We start from the raw sequence: 18,134 nt of genomic DNA on the forward strand, positions 1-18,134 counted from the left end.
CGGCGATGGGGCGCCCTTCTCGGGAAGGGCGCCCCATCGCCGTACCGCCGAAAGCCCGCGGGCATATCAGGGCATCATCAGCAGAACCGTAACTGCATGATCAGAAGAAGACGGACCTGCGCTGCACCAGCAGCTTGTACAGGGTGTGCTGGATCTGCTCCCTGACCTGGTCGGTCAGGTTGAACATCAGCATCGGGTCCTCGGCCGCCTCCGGCGGATAGCCGTCCGTCAGGATCGGCTCGCCGAACTGGATCGTCCACTTCGTCGGCAGCGGGACCGCGCCGAGCGGACCCAGCCACGGGAACGTCGGCGTGATCGGGAAGTACGGGAACCCGAGCAGCCGCGCGAGGGTCTTCGCGTTGCCGATCATCGGGTAGATCTCCTCCGCGCCGACGATCGAGCACGGGATGATCGGGGTGCCCTGACGCAGCGCCGTCGAGACGAAGCCGCCCCGGCCGAACCGCTGGAGCTTGTAGCGCTCGCTGAACGGCTTGCCGATGCCCTTGAAGCCCTCCGGCATCACACCGACCAGCTCACCGCGCTCCAGGAGCCGTTCGGCGTCCTCCGCGCAGGCGAGCGTGTGACCGGCCTTGCGGGCCAGCTCGTTGACGACCGGGAGCATGAAGACGAGATCGGCGGCCAGGAGCCGCAGGTGCCGGTCGGCGGGGTGGTTGTCGTGGACGGCGACCTGCATCATCAGGCCGTCCAGCGGCAGTGTGCCCGAGTGGTTGGCGACGATCAGGGCGCCGCCCTCGGACGGGATGTTCTCGATGCCCTTCACGTCGACCCGGAAGTACTTCTCGTACAGCGGCCGGATCAGCGACATCAGGACCTGGTCGGTCAGCTCCTCGTCGAACCCGAAATCGTCGATCTCGTAGTCGCCCGTGAGCCGGCGGCGCAGGAAGGCGAGGCCTCCCGCGATGCGCTGCTCCAGGCCGGCACCTCCCTGCTGGGGCTGCTGGGGCGGCTGTTCTTCGTGCGTCACGGGAACATCATCCTGCGGGACGGTCCGTCCCGGCAGGGGCTGGACCTCCCGGACCGCGCTCGGCTCGCCCTTGCGCCGGGTCCCGTGGGCCCGGCGCCGCGGCGGGCGTTGCGCGGCAGCCCCGCGCGACCGGTCGTCGTCGAACGGAATGACCTTGGCGTCCGCCATCGTTGATGCGCTCCTCAGTTGGCGCTCTGCGTCGGGTGGCCGCCGCTCAGGAGGGGCAGTGCGGCGATCCGGTCCACGGCCCCCGCGAGGGCCTCCGGGGGCAGGAGTCCGGGCCCCCGGCTGTGGGCGAAGTCCGCGAAGGTCTCCGCCGTCGTGTACTTCGGGTGATAGCCCAGGGTTTCGCGCATCTGGTGCGTCGCGACCACCCTGCCGTGCGTCAGCAGCCTCAGCTGCTCCGGCGAGAAGTCCGTCACGCCCAGGGTACGCACGGCCGTGCCGGCCCAACTGAGCGCGGGCAGCAGCAGCGGGACCGTGGGGCGGCCGAGGCGTCGCGCGCACTGCGAGAGCAGCAGGACGCCGTCGCCGGCGATGTTGAACGTGCCGCTGTTGAGGGTGCCCCGGCGCGGCTCGTCCGAGGCGAGCAGCAGCAACTCGATGACATCGCTCTCGTGCACGAACTGGAGCCGCGGGTCGTAGCCGAACACGGTCGGCAGCACGGGCAGCGAGAAGTACGAGGCGAGCGGTGAGTCCGCGCTCGGGCCGAGGATGTTGGCGAAGCGCAGCACGCACACGGCGACGTCGGGCCTGCGGCGGGCGAAGCCGCGCACGTACCCCTCGACCTCGACCGTGTCCTTCGCGAAGCCGCCGCTGGGCAGGGACTTGGGCGAGGTGGTCTCGGTGAAGACGGCGGGGTCGCGGGGCGCCGAACCGTAGACGTTCGTACTGGACTTCACGACGAGCCGCTTGACCGTCGGGGACTTCTGGCAGGCGCCTAGGAGCTGCATGGTGCCGATGACGTTGGTCTCCTTGACCGAGGTCCGGCTGCCGGAGCCCAGCGGCGTGCCCGTCACGTCCATGTGCACGACCGTGTCGACGGAGTGCTCCGCGAGCACCCGGGCGATCGCGGGCTGTCTGATGTCCGCCTGCACGAAGTCGGCGCCGCCGATGTGGTGCTCGGGCGGCACGGCGTCGACGGCGATCACCCGGTCCACCCGGGGGTCACGCTGGATCCGTCGTACGAACCGGCCCCCCAACTGGCGGGCCACTCCGGTCACGAGCACGACCTTCCCCAAGATCAGCGCCTTCCTTCCAGCTCTGGACGTAGCTTCGCTCGTACCTGCCGCGTTCCCCGTGTGCCGCCAACCTAGCGGGTCGATGTTGCGCTGTGATGACCGCCCGATGCATCACGTGACGACAGCCGCAGACGTACGACCAGACCAAGCCATTCGGCCCACAGGCGTACGCGGGACGCGCGGGAGCCCGTTCGACGTCCGAGTCGCCTTTCGGGAGGTTCCCGTCGGACGGCGTTCGCGGATGCCGTCGCGAACTCCCGGATGCCGCAGCCGAATCCCGGGGGCCGCCCCTGCGGGTGACCCTCCCGGAGCCGGACATGCCTGTGGCCCCCCACCTGCTGGTGAGGGGCCACAGTACGCGCGCGTTTCCGCGGCGTCGCCTACTTCTTGTTGCGACGCTGAACGCGAGTGCGCTTGAGCAGCTTGCGGTGCTTCTTCTTCGCCATCCGCTTGCGCCGCTTCTTGATAACAGAGCCCACGACTACCCTCGCTCACTTCTCTTTACTCGGTGCTGGGCTGCATGGGCCCACACGACCTATGAGGGGCCAGCCTACCCGTCCGAACGCTGAGGTCGTAATCGAGGTGTTCCGGGAGATCACGGAGGATCTCCCGGAACGTTCGTCAGGCGGTCTCCACCCCCACATAGCTCTCGCGGAGGTACTCGTGAACCGCTTGCTCCGGAACCCGGAAGGACCTCCCCACCCGGATCGCCGGCAGATGACCGCTGTGCACCAAGCGGTACACGGTCATCTTCGACACTCGCATCACCGAGGCGACTTCCGCCACGGTAAGGAACTGAACCTCGTTCAGAGGCCTCTCGCCTGCAGCCATGACACACCCGAACCTTCCGCACTCGACGGTCACCGGCTTCCCCTTCCGGTGACTCTTCGTCGTTGCGTGCTCACTCCCCAATGTAGGGGCGTGTGATGCGAGTGGGGAAGAGGGGATGCGATCGGCCGCCTACTGTGACAGACACGCTCGATTGAGTACATAGCGAGTAAGCGGTCGGTAGTAATCGGACCGCACAGCGTCATCAAGCGGAACGGCGACGGCCACCCGCCCCTCCGCCTCTCCGACGAAGAGCGCGGGATCGTCCGTATCGGCGAGCCCGATGGCCTCGAACCCCAGCTGACCTGCTCCGCAGACCCATCCGTGGTCCCCGATGACAAGCTCCGGGAGGGGCCCTCCGGACGCCGCCGCGGCCGCCAGGACCGTCCGAACCGGGAGCGGTGAATGGCTGTGCGCGCCGGTCGTGCGACCGGCGGCCGACACCCCGGCTTCGCGTACCAGCGCGACGCCTTGTACGTAGTCGAGGTTGTACGTGCGTAGACCGAACCGGGTCGTTATGTCGACAGAGCTACCCTGCGCAGGGGTGAGGACGGTACATCCTGCTGACGACAAGGCGTCCGCGATCGCGGCGTAGAAGGCGATCAACCGGTGCGGATGGCCCGTACCCAGGAGCACAGGGTGACGATGCCGGGCTGCCCGAGCAAGCCGCTCCGCGAAAGCGTCGAGAGCCGCCAGAGTCCGTTCCGGGTCGATCACATCATGCCCTGAAACGTGCGAGGGGTCGGCCGAAACCCCGCACTTGTCCGCCATCAGTTCGATCAGCTCCCGCTGACCCCAGGTCCACTCGGGGTCGAGCCCGAGCAGCACACGGGGATCGCGGGCGGCGAAGAGCCGATAGCTGCGCAGGCTCTCCTCGCGCGAGGTGGCCACGGGCCCGGCCAGCCGGGCGGCCAGCAGATGTGCACGCAAAGCTCCGGTGCTCAACACGCCAGCGATGCTGGCGCATCACCGAAGATCGAACGCCCAAAACACGGGAAATGCCCCACAGTTGGCCTAATGGCCCTCCGCGTCGCTCCCAAGACCCCGTCCGGCGCCGGATCTACGGCAGCAGACCCCGCAACGGGAACGAGGCCCGCCGCGTCGCCACGATCGCCTGGTCGAGACGGTCCGCCGGGTCGTACCCCGACTCCCAGTCCTTCCAGGACACCGGCCCACCGCCGTCCGTCATCCGCATCGGCGCCAACTGCCGCGTCCGGGCGAAGACTTCCTGACGCCAGCCCTCCGGGATCACCGTCTCCGGCTCGACCGGCCGCCCCGCCGCGATCGCCACGAGATGCGTCCACGACCTGGGGACGACGTCCACCACCGCGTACCCGCCACCACCCAGTGCCACCCAGCGCCCGTCCGCGTACCGGTGCGCCAGGTCGTGACAGGCCACCTGCACCGCACGCTGCGCGTCGAGCGAGACGGCGAGGTGCGCGAGCGGGTCCTCGAAATGGGTGTCCGCGCCGTGCTGCGTCACCAGCACCTGCGGCCGGAAGTCCGCGAGCAGTTCGGGCACCACGGCGTGGAACGCCCGCAGCCAGCCCGCGTCGCCCGTCCCCGCCGGCAGCGCGACGTTCACGGCCGAACCCTCGGCCTCGTCAGCGCCGGTCTCCTCCGGCCACCCCGTCTGCGGGAACAGCGTCCGCGGATGCTCGTGCAGCGAGATCGTCAGAACACGCGGGTCCTCCCAGAACGCCGCCTGGACACCGTCACCGTGGTGCACGTCGACGTCCACGTACGCGACCCGCTCGGCGCCCAGTTCCAGCAGCCGGGCGACAGCGAGCGCCGCGTCGTTGTAGATGCAGAAACCGGACGCGGCACCGGGCATCGCGTGGTGCAGCCCGCCGGCGAAGTTCACCGCGTGCAGCGCCTCACCGCGCCACACCGCCTCGGCGGCCCCCACCGACTGCCCCGCGATCAGCGCGGACACCTCGTGCATCCCGGCGAACGCGGGATCGTCCGTCGTCCCCAGCCCGTACGCCGAGTCGGCCGCCTCCGGATCGGCGGAAGCGGCCCTGACCGCGTCCACGTAGTCCTCACGGTGCACCAGCCGCAGCGTCGACGGCCCCGCGGGCTTCGCCGCGACGACGGCGACCTCCCGGTCGATCCCGAAGGCGTCGACGAGACTCCGGGTCAGGGCGAGCCGGACCGGATCCATCGGATGGTCCGGCCCGAAGTCATACCCCGTTACTGCCTCGTCCCACATCAGCTGTGCGCGGCCGCTCATGCACGTCACCGTATCGGTCCGGTTCGGAAGCGAACGACCGGGCGTACCCCAAGGTCGCGAGCACCAGGACCATCGGTACGAGCATGGCGCCGCGGTAGTTCCAGGCGTCACCCAGCGCCCCCACCAACGGCGACCCGATCAGGAACCCCACGTAGTTGAAGATGTTCAGCCGCGCGATCGCCGCGTCCGACGCCCCCGGGAACAGCCGCCCCGCGGCCGCGAAGGTCTGCGGCACGATCACGCACAACCCGAGCCCCAGCAGCGTGAACCCGAGCATCCCCACCCACGGCCCCGGCGCCACCGCCACCACCCCGAACCCGACCGCCGCGACCACGGCGCCCAGCCGCACCACCGCCACGGCCCCGAACCGCCGCACCCCGAAGTCCCCGACAGCCCGCCCGACCAGCGTCATCACCATGTAGACGTTGTACGGAACGGTCGACAGCTGCTCGGAACTGCCCAGCACGTCCTGGAGGTACTTCGCGCTCCAGTTGGAGACCGTCGAGTCCCCGATGTACGCGAACGTCATCACCAGGCAGAGCGGCAGCAACAGCCGGAAGACCAGCGGCCCGGCGCCGGACCCGCCCTCGGCCGCCCGGTCCTTCCCGTCGACGTCGACCGCACCGCCGTCGACGTACCACCGGCTCCCGACCAGCGTCAGCGGCAACAGCACCAGCACGACCGGCAGATACGACCCGAACAGCGACTGGTGCCAGTGCGCCCCCGCCCACGCCAGCGAGGCACCCACGATCCCGCCCAGGCTGTACGTGGCGTGAAACCCCAGCATGATGCTGCGCCCGTACGTCCGCTGGAGACTCACCCCGAGCATGTTCATCGAGGCGTCCAGTGCCCCCACCGCGAGCCCGAAGACACCGAGGGCCACGGCCACCTCGGCCAGCCGGTCACCGGCGCCGACGCCGAGCAGGGCCAGCAGCACGACCGGCTGCGACCACCGCAGGACGCGGCTGGGGGGTATCCGCTTCACCAACTGCTCGGTGGTGACGCTGCCGACCCCGGCCAGCACGGGGACGGCGGCCAGGAAGACCGGCAGCAACCCGTCGGAGATCCCGTAGCGGTCCTGGATGGCGGGGATGCGCGTCACGAGCAGCGCGAAGGCGGCTCCCTGAGCGAAGAAGCTGAACGCCAAAGAGGCCCTACCGCGCCGCAGCACATCTGTCATGGCGGCGAGCGTAGGGCCCCGGCCTACCCGTGGGTAGATCAAGCCGAAGATGAATTCTGCTCAGGTCTGTGGCCGGCCCTGCCGGCAGAGGTCCTTCAGCGGTCCGACTCGGCCCCGGCGGCGAGCTCCCGCTCCAGCATCTTCTCCATCGGGACGACCGCGAAGCGCCCGCTGACCAGGAAGGCGAGCGTCATCGAGACGGCCATGACGACCGTGCCGAGCCACACCATCGTGTCGATCGGCAGCGTGTACGCCCCGACCACCCGCGCGACACACTCGGCGAGCAGCACCACACCCCACACGAGCGAGAACGTCCGCTCGGCCTTCCGGAACGCCTCCGAACCGGCCGCCAGCCTGTCCCAGGCCGCGGCCCGCGCCGCGTCCCCCTTCACCAGGAAGGGCTTCATCCCCTGCGTCATCATCGGCCGCCCGAACCTGACCGACAGCAGGATGCCGATACCGACCGCGCTGCTGACCCCGCTGTCCTTCGCCAGCATGAGCCGCGGGTCACCGGCGACGAGGCTGAGCGTCAGCCCGACCACGTTGACGAACAGGATCAGCCCGGCGAGCGCGTTGAGCCTGCGCTCCCTCACCACACCCCACACGGTCCGCACGGCCGGCACCACGCTGCTCCAGCCGAGCGCTGCGACGGTCCCCATCCCGAACCCGTTCTTCAGCAGGTAGTACGACCCGACGGGCACCACGACGTCCACGATCAGCGGCAGGAAGCTCGGCCGGGGACCCGCGGTCTCAGGAGTGACCTCCTCGACCGGGGCGATGACCGCCGGAGCGGCGTAGTCGGTCGATCCGGCGCTGATCTCGCTGGCGGTGATGCTCATGATCGGGTCCCTCCGTCGTCACTGTGTACGTCCCGTTCCGATGTACTCAGCTTCGCGGTCGGACCCCGTCCCCCGACAGAAACGATCGTCCGGTGCTCCGCATGACAAATGTCAGCGCCGCTCCCCGGGTGCCGTCATACGGCCCGTCATACCAGCAGGTCAGCCAAGTCCCGCATGCCGCCGAAGAGTTCGGTGGCCCCGGCCAGCCGGTCGGCGGGTGTCATGGCGGTGAACCCGTACACGTCCATCCCGGCCGCGTTGGCCGCCCGCACCCCGAGCGCGCTGTCCTCGACGACCACGCACTTCTCCGGTGGCACACCCATGCGCTCGGCCGCGTGGAGGAACAGGTCCGGCGCCGGCTTGCCCCGGCCCACGTCCTGGGAGCTGAAGATCCGCCCGTCGTCGAACCACCGGTCGAGTCCGGTCGTCCGGTGTCCGACCCGGATCCGCTCATGACTCCCGGAGGAGGCCACGCAGTACGGCACCCCGTCGGCCGCCAGCTTCTCCACGACCTGCGGGGCGCCGGGAACGGGCTTCAGCTCGCGCTCGAACGCCGCGAAGACCCGCGCGTGGAACGCGTCGTCGAAGTCGTCCGGCAGACGCTGTCCGGTCCGCTCCAGGACGATGTCGTGGACGCGGTGCAGGGCGGCACCCATGTAGTCGCGCAGGGACTCCTCGTACGAGGTGGGGTGCCCCAGTTCGGTGAGATAGGCGGCCAGAAGGGTATTGGAGATCGGCTCACTGTCCACGAGGACGCCGTCGTTGTCGAAAATAACCAGGTCGTAGCGCATGGAAAAGACCCTAAACGCAGAAAACCCCCTTGCCGAATGGCAAGGGGGTTTTCTCAAAATAAGTTCGGCGGCGTCCTACTCTCCCACAGGGTCCCCCCTGCAGTACCATCGGCGCTGTGAGGCTTAGCTTCCGGGTTCGGAATGTAACCGGGCGTTTCCCTCACGCTATGACCACCGAAACACTATGAAACTGTCAACCGGAGCCGTGGCATAGCTACGACGGTTGTTCGTGGTTTCAGAACCAACACAGTGGACGCGAGCAACTGAGGACAAGCCCTCGGCCTATTAGTACCAGTCACCTCCAGCGGTTACCCGCCTTCCAGATCTGGCCTATCAACCCAGTCGTCTACTGGGAGCCTTAACCCCTCAAGGGGGTGGGAATACTCATCTCGAAGCAGGCTTCCCGCTTAGATGCTTTCAGCGGTTATCCCTCCCGAACGTAGCCAACCAGCCATGCCCTTGGCAGGACAACTGGCACACCAGAGGTTCGTCCGTCCCGGTCCTCTCGTACTAGGGACAGCCCTTCTCAATATTCCTACGCGCACAGCGGATAGGGACCGAACTGTCTCACGACGTTCTAAACCCAGCTCGCGTACCGCTTTAATGGGCGAACAGCCCAACCCTTGGGACCGACTCCAGCCCCAGGATGCGACGAGCCGACATCGAGGTGCCAAACCATCCCGTCGATATGGACTCTTGGGGAAGATCAGCCTGTTATCCCCGGGGTACCTTTTATCCGTTGAGCGACGGCGCTTCCACAAGCCACCGCCGGATCACTAGTCCCGACTTTCGTCCCTGCTCGACCCGTCGGTCTCACAGTCAAGCTCCCTTGTGCACTTACACTCAACACCTGATTACCAACCAGGCTGAGGGAACCTTTGGGCGCCTCCGTTACTCTTTAGGAGGCAACCGCCCCAGTTAAACTACCCATCAGACACTGTCCCTGATCCGGATCACGGACCCAGGTTAGACATCCAGCACGACCAGACTGGTATTTCAACGACGACTCCACCATGGCTGGCGCCATGACTTCAAAGTCTCCCAGCTATCCTACACAAGCCGAACCGAACACCAATATCAAACTGTAGTAAAGGTCCCGGGGTCTTTCCGTCCTGCTGCGCGAAACGAGCATCTTTACTCGTAGTGCAATTTCACCGGGCCTATGGTTGAGACAGTCGAGAAGTCGTTACGCCATTCGTGCAGGTCGGAACTTACCCGACAAGGAATTTCGCTACCTTAGGATGGTTATAGTTACCACCGCCGTTTACTGGCGCTTAAGTTCTCAGCTTCGCCACCCCGAAGAGTGACTAACCGGTCCCCTTAACGTTCCAGCACCGGGCAGGCGTCAGTCCGTATACATCGCCTTACGGCTTCGCACGGACCTGTGTTTTTAGTAAACAGTCGCTTCTCGCTGGTCTCTGCGGCCACCCCCAGCTCACCGAGTAAATCGGATCACCAGTGATGGCCCCCCTTCTCCCGAAGTTACGGGGGCATTTTGCCGAGTTCCTTAACCATAGTTCACCCGAACGCCTCGGTATTCTCTACCTGACCACCTGAGTCGGTTTAGGGTACGGGCCGCCATGAAACTCGCTAGAGGCTTTTCTCGACAGCATAGGATCATCCACTTCACCACAATCGGCTCGGCATCAGGTCTCAGCCTTGATGTGTGACGGATTTACCTATCACACGGCCTACACCCTTACCCCGGGACAACCACCGCCCGGGATGGACTACCTTCCTGCGTCACCCCATCACTCACCTACTACCACCTTGGGCCGGCGGCTCCACCACTCCCCTCAACTCCGAAGAGATCAGGGCGGCTTCACGGCCTTAGCATTAATGGGCTCGATGTTTGACGCTTCACAGCGGGTACCGGAATATCAACCGGTTATCCATCGACTACGCCTGTCGGCCTCGCCTTAGGTCCCGACTTACCCTGGGCAGATCAGCTTGACCCAGGAACCCTTAGTCAATCGGCGCACACGTTTCTCACGTGTGTATCGCTACTCATGCCTGCATTCTCACTCGTGAACCGTCCACCACTGCCTTCCGGCGCGGCTTCACCCGGCACACGACGCTCCCCTACCCATCACAGCGGGCGTTGGCCCTATTGCTGCAATGACACGACTTCGGCGGTACGCTTGAGCCCCGCTACATTGTCGGCGCGGAATCACTAGACCAGTGAGCTATTACGCACTCTTTCAAGGGTGGCTGCTTCTAAGCCAACCTCCTGGTTGTCTGTGCGACTCCACATCCTTTCCCACTTAGCGTACGCTTAGGGGCCTTAGTCGATGCTCTGGGCTGTTTCCCTCTCGACCATGGAGCTTATCCCCCACAGTCTCACTGCCGTGCTCTCACTTACCGGCATTCGGAGTTTGGCTAAGGTCAGTAACCCGGTAGGGCCCATCGCCTATCCAGTGCTCTACCTCCGGCAAGAAACACACGACGCTGCACCTAAATGCATTTCGGGGAGAACCAGCTATCACGGAGTTTGATTGGCCTTTCACCCCTAACCACAGGTCATCCCCCAGGTTTTCAACCCTGGTGGGTTCGGTCCTCCACGACCTCTTACAGCCGCTTCAACCTGCCCATGGCTAGATCACTCCGCTTCGGGTCTTGAGCGCGCTACTAAATCGCCCTATTCGGACTCGCTTTCGCTACGGCTTCCCCACACGGGTTAACCTCGCAACACACCGCAAACTCGCAGGCTCATTCTTCAAAAGGCACGCAGTCACGACGCACCGAGTAAACTCGATGCGCGACGCTCCCACGGCTTGTAGGCACACGGTTTCAGGTACTATTTCACTCCGCTCCCGCGGTACTTTTCACCATTCCCTCACGGTACTATCCGCTATCGGTCACCAGGGAATATTTAGGCTTAGCGGGTGGTCCCGCCAGATTCACACGGGATTTCTCGGGCCCCGTGCTACTTGGGTGTCTCTCAAACGAGCCGTTGATGTTTCGACTACGGGGGTCTTACCCTCTACGCCGGACCTTTCGCATGTCCTTCGTCTACATCAACGGTTTCTGACTCGCCTCACAGCCGGCAGACTGTGAAAGAGAGATCCCACAACCCCTTGCATGCAACCCCTGCCGGGTCTCACACATACAAGGTTTGGCCTCATCCGGTTTCGCTCGCCACTACTCCCGGAATCACGGTTGTTTTCTCTTCCTGCGGGTACTGAGATGTTTCACTTCCCCGCGTTCCCTCCACACTGCCTATGTGTTCAGCAGTGGGTGACAGCCCATGACGACTGCCGGGTTTCCCCATTCGGAAACCCCCGGATCAAAGCCTGGTTGACGGCTCCCCGGGGACTATCGTGGCCTCCCACGTCCTTCATCGGTTCCTGGTGCCAAGGCATCCACCGTGCGCCCTTAAAAACTTGGCCACAGATGCTCGCGTCCACTGTGCAGTTCTCAAACAACGACCAACCACCCATCACCCCCGGTTACCACCGGAGTTCACTGGGGCCGGCACTGAAGGCAGCCTTTCGGCCGTACCTTCAGACACCCAACAGCGTGCCCGACACCCTCACCACTCGTGATCAGCTTTCCACGCTCCGAAGAACAGTACTTGCAGCCCGAGATGACTTGAGTGCCGAATAATCAACGTTCCACCCATGAGCAACCACCGTCGAACGTATGCCGACGTAATGGCCCTGGACCACCAAGCAAGCTTGGCGGCCTAGATGCTCCTTAGAAAGGAGGTGATCCAGCCGCACCTTCCGGTACGGCTACCTTGTTACGACTTCGTCCCAATCGCCAGTCCCACCTTCGACAGCTCCCTCCCACAAGGGGTTGGGCCACCGGCTTCGGGTGTTACCGACTTTCGTGACGTGACGGGCGGTGTGTACAAGGCCCGGGAACGTATTCACCGCAGCAATGCTGATCTGCGATTACTAGCAACTCCGACTTCATGGGGTCGAGTTGCAGACCCCAATCCGAACTGAGACAGGCTTTTTGAGATTCGCTCCGCCTCGCGGCTTCGCAGCTCTTTGTACCTGCCATTGTAGCACGTGTGCAGCCCAAGACATAAGGGGCATGATGACTTGACGTCGTCCCCACCTTCCTCCGAGTTGACCCCGGCAGTCTCCTGTGAGTCCCCATCACCCCGAAGGGCATGCTGGCAACACAGAACAAGGGTTGCGCTCGTTGCGGGACTTAACCCAACATCTCACGACACGAGCTGACGACAGCCATGCACCACCTGTACACCGACCACAAGGGGGGCACTATCTCTAATGCTTTCCGGTGTATGTCAAGCCTTGGTAAGGTTCTTCGCGTTGCGTCGAATTAAGCCACATGCTCCGCTGCTTGTGCGGGCCCCCGTCAATTCCTTTGAGTTTTAGCCTTGCGGCCGTACTCCCCAGGCGGGGAACTTAATGCGTTAGCTGCGGCACCGACGACGTGGAATGTCGCCAACACCTAGTTCCCACCGTTTACGGCGTGGACTACCAGGGTATCTAATCCTGTTCGCTCCCCACGCTTTCGCTCCTCAGCGTCAGTAATGGCCCAGAGATCCGCCTTCGCCACCGGTGTTCCTCCTGATATCTGCGCATTTCACCGCTACACCAGGAATTCCGATCTCCCCTACCACACTCTAGCCTGCCCGTATCGACTGCAGACCCGGGGTTAAGCCCCGGGCTTTCACAACCGACGTGACAAGCCGCCTACGAGCTCTTTACGCCCAATAATTCCGGACAACGCTTGCGCCCTACGTATTACCGCGGCTGCTGGCACGTAGTTAGCCGGCGCTTCTTCTGCAGGTACCGTCACTTTCGCTTCTTCCCTGCTGAAAGAGGTTTACAACCCGAAGGCCGTCATCCCTCACGCGGCGTCGCTGCATCAGGCTTTCGCCCATTGTGCAATATTCCCCACTGCTGCCTCCCGTAGGAGTCTGGGCCGTGTCTCAGTCCCAGTGTGGCCGGTCGCCCTCTCAGGCCGGCTACCCGTCGTCGCCTTGGTGAGCCACTACCTCACCAACAAGCTGATAGGCCGCGGGCTCATCCTTCACCGCCGGAGCTTTTAACCCCCACCCATGCAGGCAGGAGTGTTATCCGGTATTAGACCCCGTTTCCAGGGCTTGTCCCAGAGTGAAGGGCAGATTGCCCACGTGTTACTCACCCGTTCGCCACTAATCCACCCCGAAGGGCTTCATCGTTCGACTTGCATGTGTTAAGCACGCCGCCAGCGTTCGTCCTGAGCCAGGATCAAACTCTCCGTGAATGTTTTCCCGTAATCGGGACGACACCACGAGAGCGGAACAACCGGTCGGAATAGGACCGGTCGTTCACAGCGTCCTCGCTGTGCGCCTACCCCCAAGGGGGCAGGACTTTTTTCAAAGGAACCTCGTCCCGGCCGATCGGCCGGAGACGGGGTATCAACAAATCTGGCGTTGATTTTTGGCACGCTGTTGAGTTCTCAAGGAACGGACGCTTCCTTTGTACTCACCCTCTCGGGCTTTCCTCCGGGCGCTTCCCTTCGGTCTTGCGTTTCCGACTCTATCAGACCGTTTCCGTATCCGATTTCCTCGGCGCTTTCCAGGTTTCCGCTTTCGCGTTTCCCTTTCCGGCGAGTCCGACTCTATCAGATCCTTTCGGGCCTGACCCCCAGTCAGCGGGGCTTGTCCTCGCGGCTGTTGGGCCGTTCCGACGAGTGAGACATTAGCGGATTCCTGGCTCCCGAGCTAATCGGGGTGGCGCCCTTTCGAACGCGGAATCCTCATTTCGCAAACACGCATGAAAACGAGCGGACGACGAGTCGTCGATCGTTGAATGGTGGTGCGGAATGGCTGTCCGGGGACCGACCGGGGTCGGCGCTCACGTCGGACAACTCGGAGAACACTACGTACGGGGTGGGGGCGTGTCAACTCCGGTCCGGAGGGGCCTGCCGGGGCGTACTGTGGCGCCCATGACTACGCGTACGTGCACCCAGCTGTGGTGGGCCGCCTGACGGCGGCCGTACGCACGTAGGTACTCAACGGCCGCCGCTCTCGGCGGCCGTTTTTGTGTCTCCCTCCTGGGGGCCGGCCGGTGGGTGCGGCGGCCTCGATCAGGAGGTGGAGAGATGACGCGGATCTTCAGTGGGGTCAAGCCGACCGGGCATCTGACGCTGGGGAACTACCTGGGAGCCGTGCGGCGGTGGGCCGAGGTGGACCAGCACCGGGCCGACGCGCTGTTCTGCATCGTCGACCTGCACGCGCTGACCGTGGACCACGATCCGGCGCGGGTGCTCAGACTCAGCAGGCAGGCGGCGACGTTGTTGCTGGCGTCGGGGCTCGATCCCGAGGTGTGCACCGTGTTCGTCCAGAGTCATGTCGACGAACACGCGCGGCTGTCGTATCTGCTGGAGTGCGTCGCGACGGACGGGGAGATGCGGCGGATGATCCAGTACAAGGAGAAGGCCGCGCGGGAGCGGGCGCGGGGTGGGAGCGTTCGGCTGTCGTTGCTGACGTATCCCGTGCTGATGGCGGCGGACATCCTGGCGTACGGGGCCGACGAGGTGCCGGTGGGGGACGACCAGACGCAGCACGTGGAGCTGACCCGGGATCTGGCGGTGCGGTTCAACCAGCGCTACGGGCACACGTTCGTGGTGCCCCGGGCCACCCGGCCGGAGGTGGCGGCGCGGGTCATGAACCTTCAGGAGCCGACGTCGAAGATGGGCAAGAGCGACGACGTGGGACCGGGGGTCGTCTATCTGCTGGACGAGCCCGACGCCGTGCGGAGGAAGGTCGCGCGGGCCGTGACCGACAGCGGCACCGAGGTCGCGTACGACCGGGAGGAGCGGCCGGGGGTCTCGAACCTGCTGGAGATCCTCGCCGCCTGTGCGGGCGGGGATCCCGAGGAGCTGAGCGGTGGGTACACGTCGTACGGCGCTCTGAAGAAGGACACCGCCGACGCCGTGGTCGAGCTGCTCAGGCCGGTGCAGGAGCGGCACAAGGAGCTGTGTGCCGATCCCGCCGAGGTCGAACGCGTGCTGCGCGACGGCGCGGCGAGGGCCAGGGAGAAGGCGCGGCCGACGGTGGACGCGGCGTACCGGGCGATCGGGTTGCTGCCGGCCGCGGACTGAGGAGTGCCGGGAGCGCGCCTTCGGCACCCGGTCGCGAGTGCCGAAGGCGGTCGGCTCGGTCAGCTGTTGCCGGAGGCCAGTTCGCGGCTGCGGTCGCGGGCCGCTTCGAGGGCGGCGATGAGGGCGGCGCGGACGCCGTGGTTCTCGAGTTCGCGGATCGCGTTGATCGTGGTGCCCGCGGGGGACGTGACGTTCTCCCGGAGCTTGACCGGGTGCTCCCCGCTGTCGCGGAGCATCACGGCGGCGCCGATCGCGGACTGGACGATCAGTTCGTGGGCCTTGTCGCGGGGCAGGCCGAGCAGGATGCCCGCGTCCGTCATGGCCTCGACGAGGTAGAAGAAGTACGCCGGTCCGGAGCCGGACAGGGCCGTGCAGGCGTCCTGCTGCGACTCGGGGACGAGGAGCGTCTTGCCGACGGCTCCGAAGATCTCCTCGGCGTAGGCCACGTGCTCGGGCGTGGCGTGGCTGCCGGCGGAGATGACGGACATGGCCTCGTCGACAAGGGCGGGGGTGTTCGTCATGACGCGGACGACGGGTGTCCCGGCGGCCAGGCGCTCCTCGAAGAACGAGGTGGGGATACCGGCCGCGCCGCTGATGATCAGGCGGTCGGCGGGGATGTGCGGCGCGAGCTCGTCCAGAAGGGTGCCCATGTCCTGCGGTTTGACGGTCAGGATCAGGGTGTCGGCGGTCTTGGCCGCTTCCGCGTTGGTGACCGGGGTGACGCCGTGGCGCTCCTGGAGTTCCTTCGCCCGCTCCGGGCGGCGGGTGGTGACCAGGAGGTCGGTGGGGGCCCAGCCCGCTCGGATCATTCCGCTGAGCAGGGCTTCGCCGATCTTGCCGGTGCCGAGGACTGCGACTTTCTGGACCATGGTTGCGGGTGCCCTCCGAGGGTTGGGTCGTCCGTGTTCATCCTCCCACCGGGGTGGTGGGCGCGGGCGGGTTGTCCGGTGGGCGGACGGGCGCGGAGGGGCTCGGGCGGGGCGGGCGGCTAGGACGTACGGCGGCGGAGGGTGGCCGCGCCGAGGAAGAGGACCAGCAGGGCGCTGCCGGCGACGATCAGGATGTCGCGTACGAAGGTCGCGGTCGTGTCGGTGTGCTTGAGGACCTCGTTCATGCCGTCGACCGCGTACGACATCGGGAGCACGTCGGAGACGGCCTCCAGGGCGGGGTGCATGGCGGAGCGCGGGGTGAACAGGCCGCAGAGGAGGAGCTGGGGGAAGATCACGGCCGGCATGAACTGGACGGCCTGGAACTCGGAGGCGGCGAACGCCGAGACGAAGAGGCCGAGGGCGGTTCCGAGGAGGGCGTCGAGCAGGGCGACGAGCAGGAGCAGCCAGGGCGAGCCGGTGACGTCGAGGCCGAGGACCCAGACGGCGAGGCCGGTGGCCAGGGCCGACTGGACGACGGCGACCGTGCCGAAGGCGAGGGCGTAGCCCGCGATCAGGTCGCCCTTGCCGAGGGGCAGGGCGAGGAGGCGTTCGAGCGTGCCGGAGGTGCGTTCGCGCAGGGTCGCGATGGAGGTCACCAGGAACATCGTGATCAGCGGGAAGATCCCGAGCAGGGACGCGCCGATGGAGTCGAAGGTCCGGGGGCTGCCGTCGAACACGTAGCGGAGCAGGAACAGCATCACGCAGGGGACCAGGATCATCAGCGCGATGGTGCGCGGGTCGTGCCGGAGCTGGCGCAGGACGCGGCTCGCGGTGGCGGTGGTGCGGGAGACGGTGAGCGCGCTCGGGCGGGAGGCGGCGCGCGGGCCCTGGGCGGGCTCGTGCGGGGAGGCGTCGGGGGTCTCGGGGGTCGTGGCCGCGGTCGGCTGGGCGGGGCTCATCGGGCGGTCTCCTCGCGGGGGTCGGTGGCGGCGGCCTCGTCGACGAGGGTGAGGAAGGCGGCCTCGACGGTGTCGGACCCGGTCCTCTCGCGCAGCGCGTCCGGGGTGTCGTCGGCGAGGATCTCTCCCTCGCGCATGAGCAGGAGCCGGTGGCAGCGCTCGGCCTCGTCCATCACGTGGGAGGAGACGAGGAGGGTGGCGTCGCGTTCTTCGGCGATGCCGTGGAAAAGGCTCCACAGTTCGCGGCGCAGGACCGGGTCGAGTCCGACGGTGGGTTCGTCGAGCACGAGGAGTTCGGGGGCGCCGAGCAGGGCGACGGCGAGGGAGACGCGGTTGCGCTGGCCGCCGGAGAGGGTGCCGGCCAGGGCGTCGGCGTGCGAGGTGAGGTCGACGTCGGTGATGGCGCGGGTGACGTCGGTGTGCCGGCGTTCGGCGGCGGCCCGGCCGGGATCGAGGATCGCGGCGAAGTAGTCGAGGTTCTGGCGGACGGTCAGGTCGTCGTAGACGGACGGGGCCTGGGTCACGTAGCCGATGCGGGAGCGGAGCGTGGGGTCGCCGGCGGGGCTGCCGAGCACTTCGAGCGTCCCGGTGACCTTGGCCTGGGTGCCGACGGTCGCGCGCATCAGGGTCGACTTGCCGCAGCCGGAGGGGCCGAGCAGCCCGGTGATCCGGCCGCGCGGAACCGTGAAGTCGAGGCCGCGCAGGACGGTACGGGGGCCGCGCAGAACGGTGAGGCCTTCGGCGCGGACGGCGGGCTGGGGTGAGGACACGGGCGTTCCCGGGGGTCGGGGTCGGATGCGGAGTCTGTTGTCGGGGGTGGGGCGCCAAGTGCCTGGCGCTAAATAATCATCACTCGATGAATATTGCTCCTGTGCGGCAGACCGGTCAAGAGCCGGGAGCGCAGGGCCGCTTCGGGCCGACGGTCCGGTGCCGCGCGGTGCGGCCGTGCGAGGAGGGCGTCTCGGGAGGCGCGGCTGCACGATGTCCTGGGGCTGTCGTCGCCAGGGGGTGCCGGGCCTGGCCGCAAGGGGAGGCGGGCGGACCGGGACGGGGTCGTCCCCGCGCTCGCGCTGTCCGTTTCGACGGAGGGGTGCGGTTCCCCGCGGGAGGGGTGCGGTTCCCCGCGGGAGGGGTGGCGGGC

At 66.3% G+C, this 18,134-nt stretch carries 13 protein-coding genes and 3 rRNA genes; 1 reads left to right on the forward strand and 15 read right to left on the reverse strand.

All coding sequences use genetic code 11. The features are described 5' to 3' along the window. Window positions 1-100 precede the first annotated feature (100 nt). From OG406_RS18475 to OG406_RS18530, 12 genes are all read right to left on the reverse strand, one after another. Window positions 101-1,153 (reverse strand): lysophospholipid acyltransferase family protein, encoded by a 1,053-nt coding sequence (locus OG406_RS18475; protein WP_081218667.1) that lies wholly within the window; start codon window positions 1,151-1,153, stop codon window positions 101-103. Between the two features lie 14 nt (window positions 1,154-1,167). Next, entirely contained in the window at window positions 1,168-2,226 is a 1,059-nt protein-coding gene (locus OG406_RS18480) for an NAD-dependent epimerase/dehydratase family protein (protein WP_081218666.1), read from the reverse strand. A 380-nt stretch (window positions 2,227-2,606) separates the two neighbouring features. After that, window positions 2,607-2,705 carry a 30S ribosomal protein bS22 gene (locus tag OG406_RS18485; RefSeq protein WP_003948845.1) on the reverse strand — a complete coding sequence of 33 codons (99 nt, stop codon included), beginning with the start codon at window positions 2,703-2,705 and terminating at the stop codon, window positions 2,607-2,609. Window positions 2,706-2,847: 142 nt separating this feature from the next. Then, a complete protein-coding gene (locus OG406_RS18490) occupies window positions 2,848-3,057 on the reverse strand; it encodes a helix-turn-helix domain-containing protein (protein WP_093781815.1) in 210 nt (69 codons plus the stop codon). Between the two features lie 129 nt (window positions 3,058-3,186). Continuing rightward, the gene (locus OG406_RS18495) at window positions 3,187-4,002 is read right to left on the reverse strand and encodes a phosphatase (RefSeq protein WP_266615503.1); all 816 of its coding nucleotides are present in this window, start codon (window positions 4,000-4,002) and stop codon (window positions 3,187-3,189) included. Between the two features lie 112 nt (window positions 4,003-4,114). Further along, the gene (locus OG406_RS18500) at window positions 4,115-5,287 is read right to left on the reverse strand and encodes an acetoin utilization protein AcuC (RefSeq protein WP_164369507.1); all 1,173 of its coding nucleotides are present in this window, start codon (window positions 5,285-5,287) and stop codon (window positions 4,115-4,117) included. Continuing rightward, window positions 5,238-6,467 carry an MFS transporter gene (locus OG406_RS18505; protein ID WP_329186734.1) on the reverse strand — a complete coding sequence of 410 codons (1,230 nt, stop codon included), beginning with the start codon at window positions 6,465-6,467 and terminating at the stop codon, window positions 5,238-5,240. Before OG406_RS18505 ends, OG406_RS18500 begins: the two co-directional genes overlap by 50 nt. 95 nt (window positions 6,468-6,562) lie before the next feature. Further along, window positions 6,563-7,306 carry a VC0807 family protein gene (locus tag OG406_RS18510; protein WP_266847570.1) on the reverse strand — a complete coding sequence of 248 codons (744 nt, stop codon included), beginning with the start codon at window positions 7,304-7,306 and terminating at the stop codon, window positions 6,563-6,565. A gap of 146 nt (window positions 7,307-7,452) precedes the next feature. After that, window positions 7,453-8,097: an HAD family hydrolase gene (locus OG406_RS18515; protein ID WP_267051485.1), complete on the reverse strand. Its 645-nt coding sequence runs from the start codon at window positions 8,095-8,097 to the stop codon at window positions 7,453-7,455. A 62-nt stretch (window positions 8,098-8,159) separates the two neighbouring features. Then, window positions 8,160-8,276 (reverse strand): 5S ribosomal RNA (gene rrf / locus OG406_RS18520). Between the two features lie 86 nt (window positions 8,277-8,362). Beyond that, window positions 8,363-11,486: ribosomal RNA gene (locus OG406_RS18525) — 23S ribosomal RNA — on the reverse strand. Between the two features lie 311 nt (window positions 11,487-11,797). Beyond that, window positions 11,798-13,323, reverse strand: a 16S ribosomal RNA gene (locus tag OG406_RS18530). The 16S, 23S and 5S rRNA genes sit together here, the layout of an rRNA operon. An 840-nt stretch (window positions 13,324-14,163) precedes the next feature. Here OG406_RS18530 and trpS point away from each other — a divergent pair. Then, window positions 14,164-15,165, forward strand: a complete 1,002-nt coding sequence (gene trpS, locus OG406_RS18535) for a tryptophan--tRNA ligase (RefSeq protein ID WP_266615494.1) — start codon at window positions 14,164-14,166, stop codon at window positions 15,163-15,165. A gap of 59 nt (window positions 15,166-15,224) precedes the next feature. On the opposite strand, the gene proC is transcribed toward trpS, so the two are convergent. The 3 genes from proC to OG406_RS18550 form a co-directional block, all read right to left on the reverse strand. After that, window positions 15,225-16,034 (reverse strand): pyrroline-5-carboxylate reductase, encoded by an 810-nt coding sequence (proC, locus tag OG406_RS18540; RefSeq protein WP_081218659.1) that lies wholly within the window; start codon window positions 16,032-16,034, stop codon window positions 15,225-15,227. A gap of 119 nt (window positions 16,035-16,153) precedes the next feature. Then, on the reverse strand, window positions 16,154-16,993 hold the full coding sequence (locus OG406_RS18545) for an ABC transporter permease (RefSeq protein ID WP_164372967.1): 840 nt from the start codon (window positions 16,991-16,993) through the stop codon (window positions 16,154-16,156). Then, entirely contained in the window at window positions 16,990-17,763 is a 774-nt protein-coding gene (locus tag OG406_RS18550) for an ABC transporter ATP-binding protein (protein WP_329186737.1), read from the reverse strand. The genes OG406_RS18545 and OG406_RS18550 overlap by 4 nt, the downstream gene beginning before the upstream one ends. Between the last annotated feature and the right edge of the window lie 371 nt (window positions 17,764-18,134).

The sequence above is a fragment of the Streptomyces sp. NBC_01428 genome (genome assembly GCF_036231965.1).
Classification (GTDB): Bacteria; Actinomycetota; Actinomycetes; order Streptomycetales; family Streptomycetaceae; genus Streptomyces.

Coding starts and splice junctions, on each gene's coding strand:
- trpS (WP_266615494.1), top strand. CDS start 14,164: ATGACGCGGATCTTCAGTGGGGTCAAGCCGACCGGGCATCTGACGCTG.
- OG406_RS18490 (WP_093781815.1), bottom strand. CDS start 3,057: ATGGCTGCAGGCGAGAGGCCTCTGAACGAGGTTCAGTTCCTTACCGTG.
- OG406_RS18500 (WP_164369507.1), bottom strand. CDS start 5,287: ATGAGCGGCCGCGCACAGCTGATGTGGGACGAGGCAGTAACGGGGTAT.
- OG406_RS18515 (WP_267051485.1), bottom strand. CDS start 8,097: ATGCGCTACGACCTGGTTATTTTCGACAACGACGGCGTCCTCGTGGAC.
- OG406_RS18505 (WP_329186734.1), bottom strand. CDS start 6,467: ATGACAGATGTGCTGCGGCGCGGTAGGGCCTCTTTGGCGTTCAGCTTC.
- OG406_RS18545 (WP_164372967.1), bottom strand. CDS start 16,993: ATGAGCCCCGCCCAGCCGACCGCGGCCACGACCCCCGAGACCCCCGAC.
- OG406_RS18510 (WP_266847570.1), bottom strand. CDS start 7,306: ATGAGCATCACCGCCAGCGAGATCAGCGCCGGATCGACCGACTACGCC.
- OG406_RS18475 (WP_081218667.1), bottom strand. CDS start 1,153: ATGGCGGACGCCAAGGTCATTCCGTTCGACGACGACCGGTCGCGCGGG.
- proC (WP_081218659.1), bottom strand. CDS start 16,034: ATGGTCCAGAAAGTCGCAGTCCTCGGCACCGGCAAGATCGGCGAAGCC.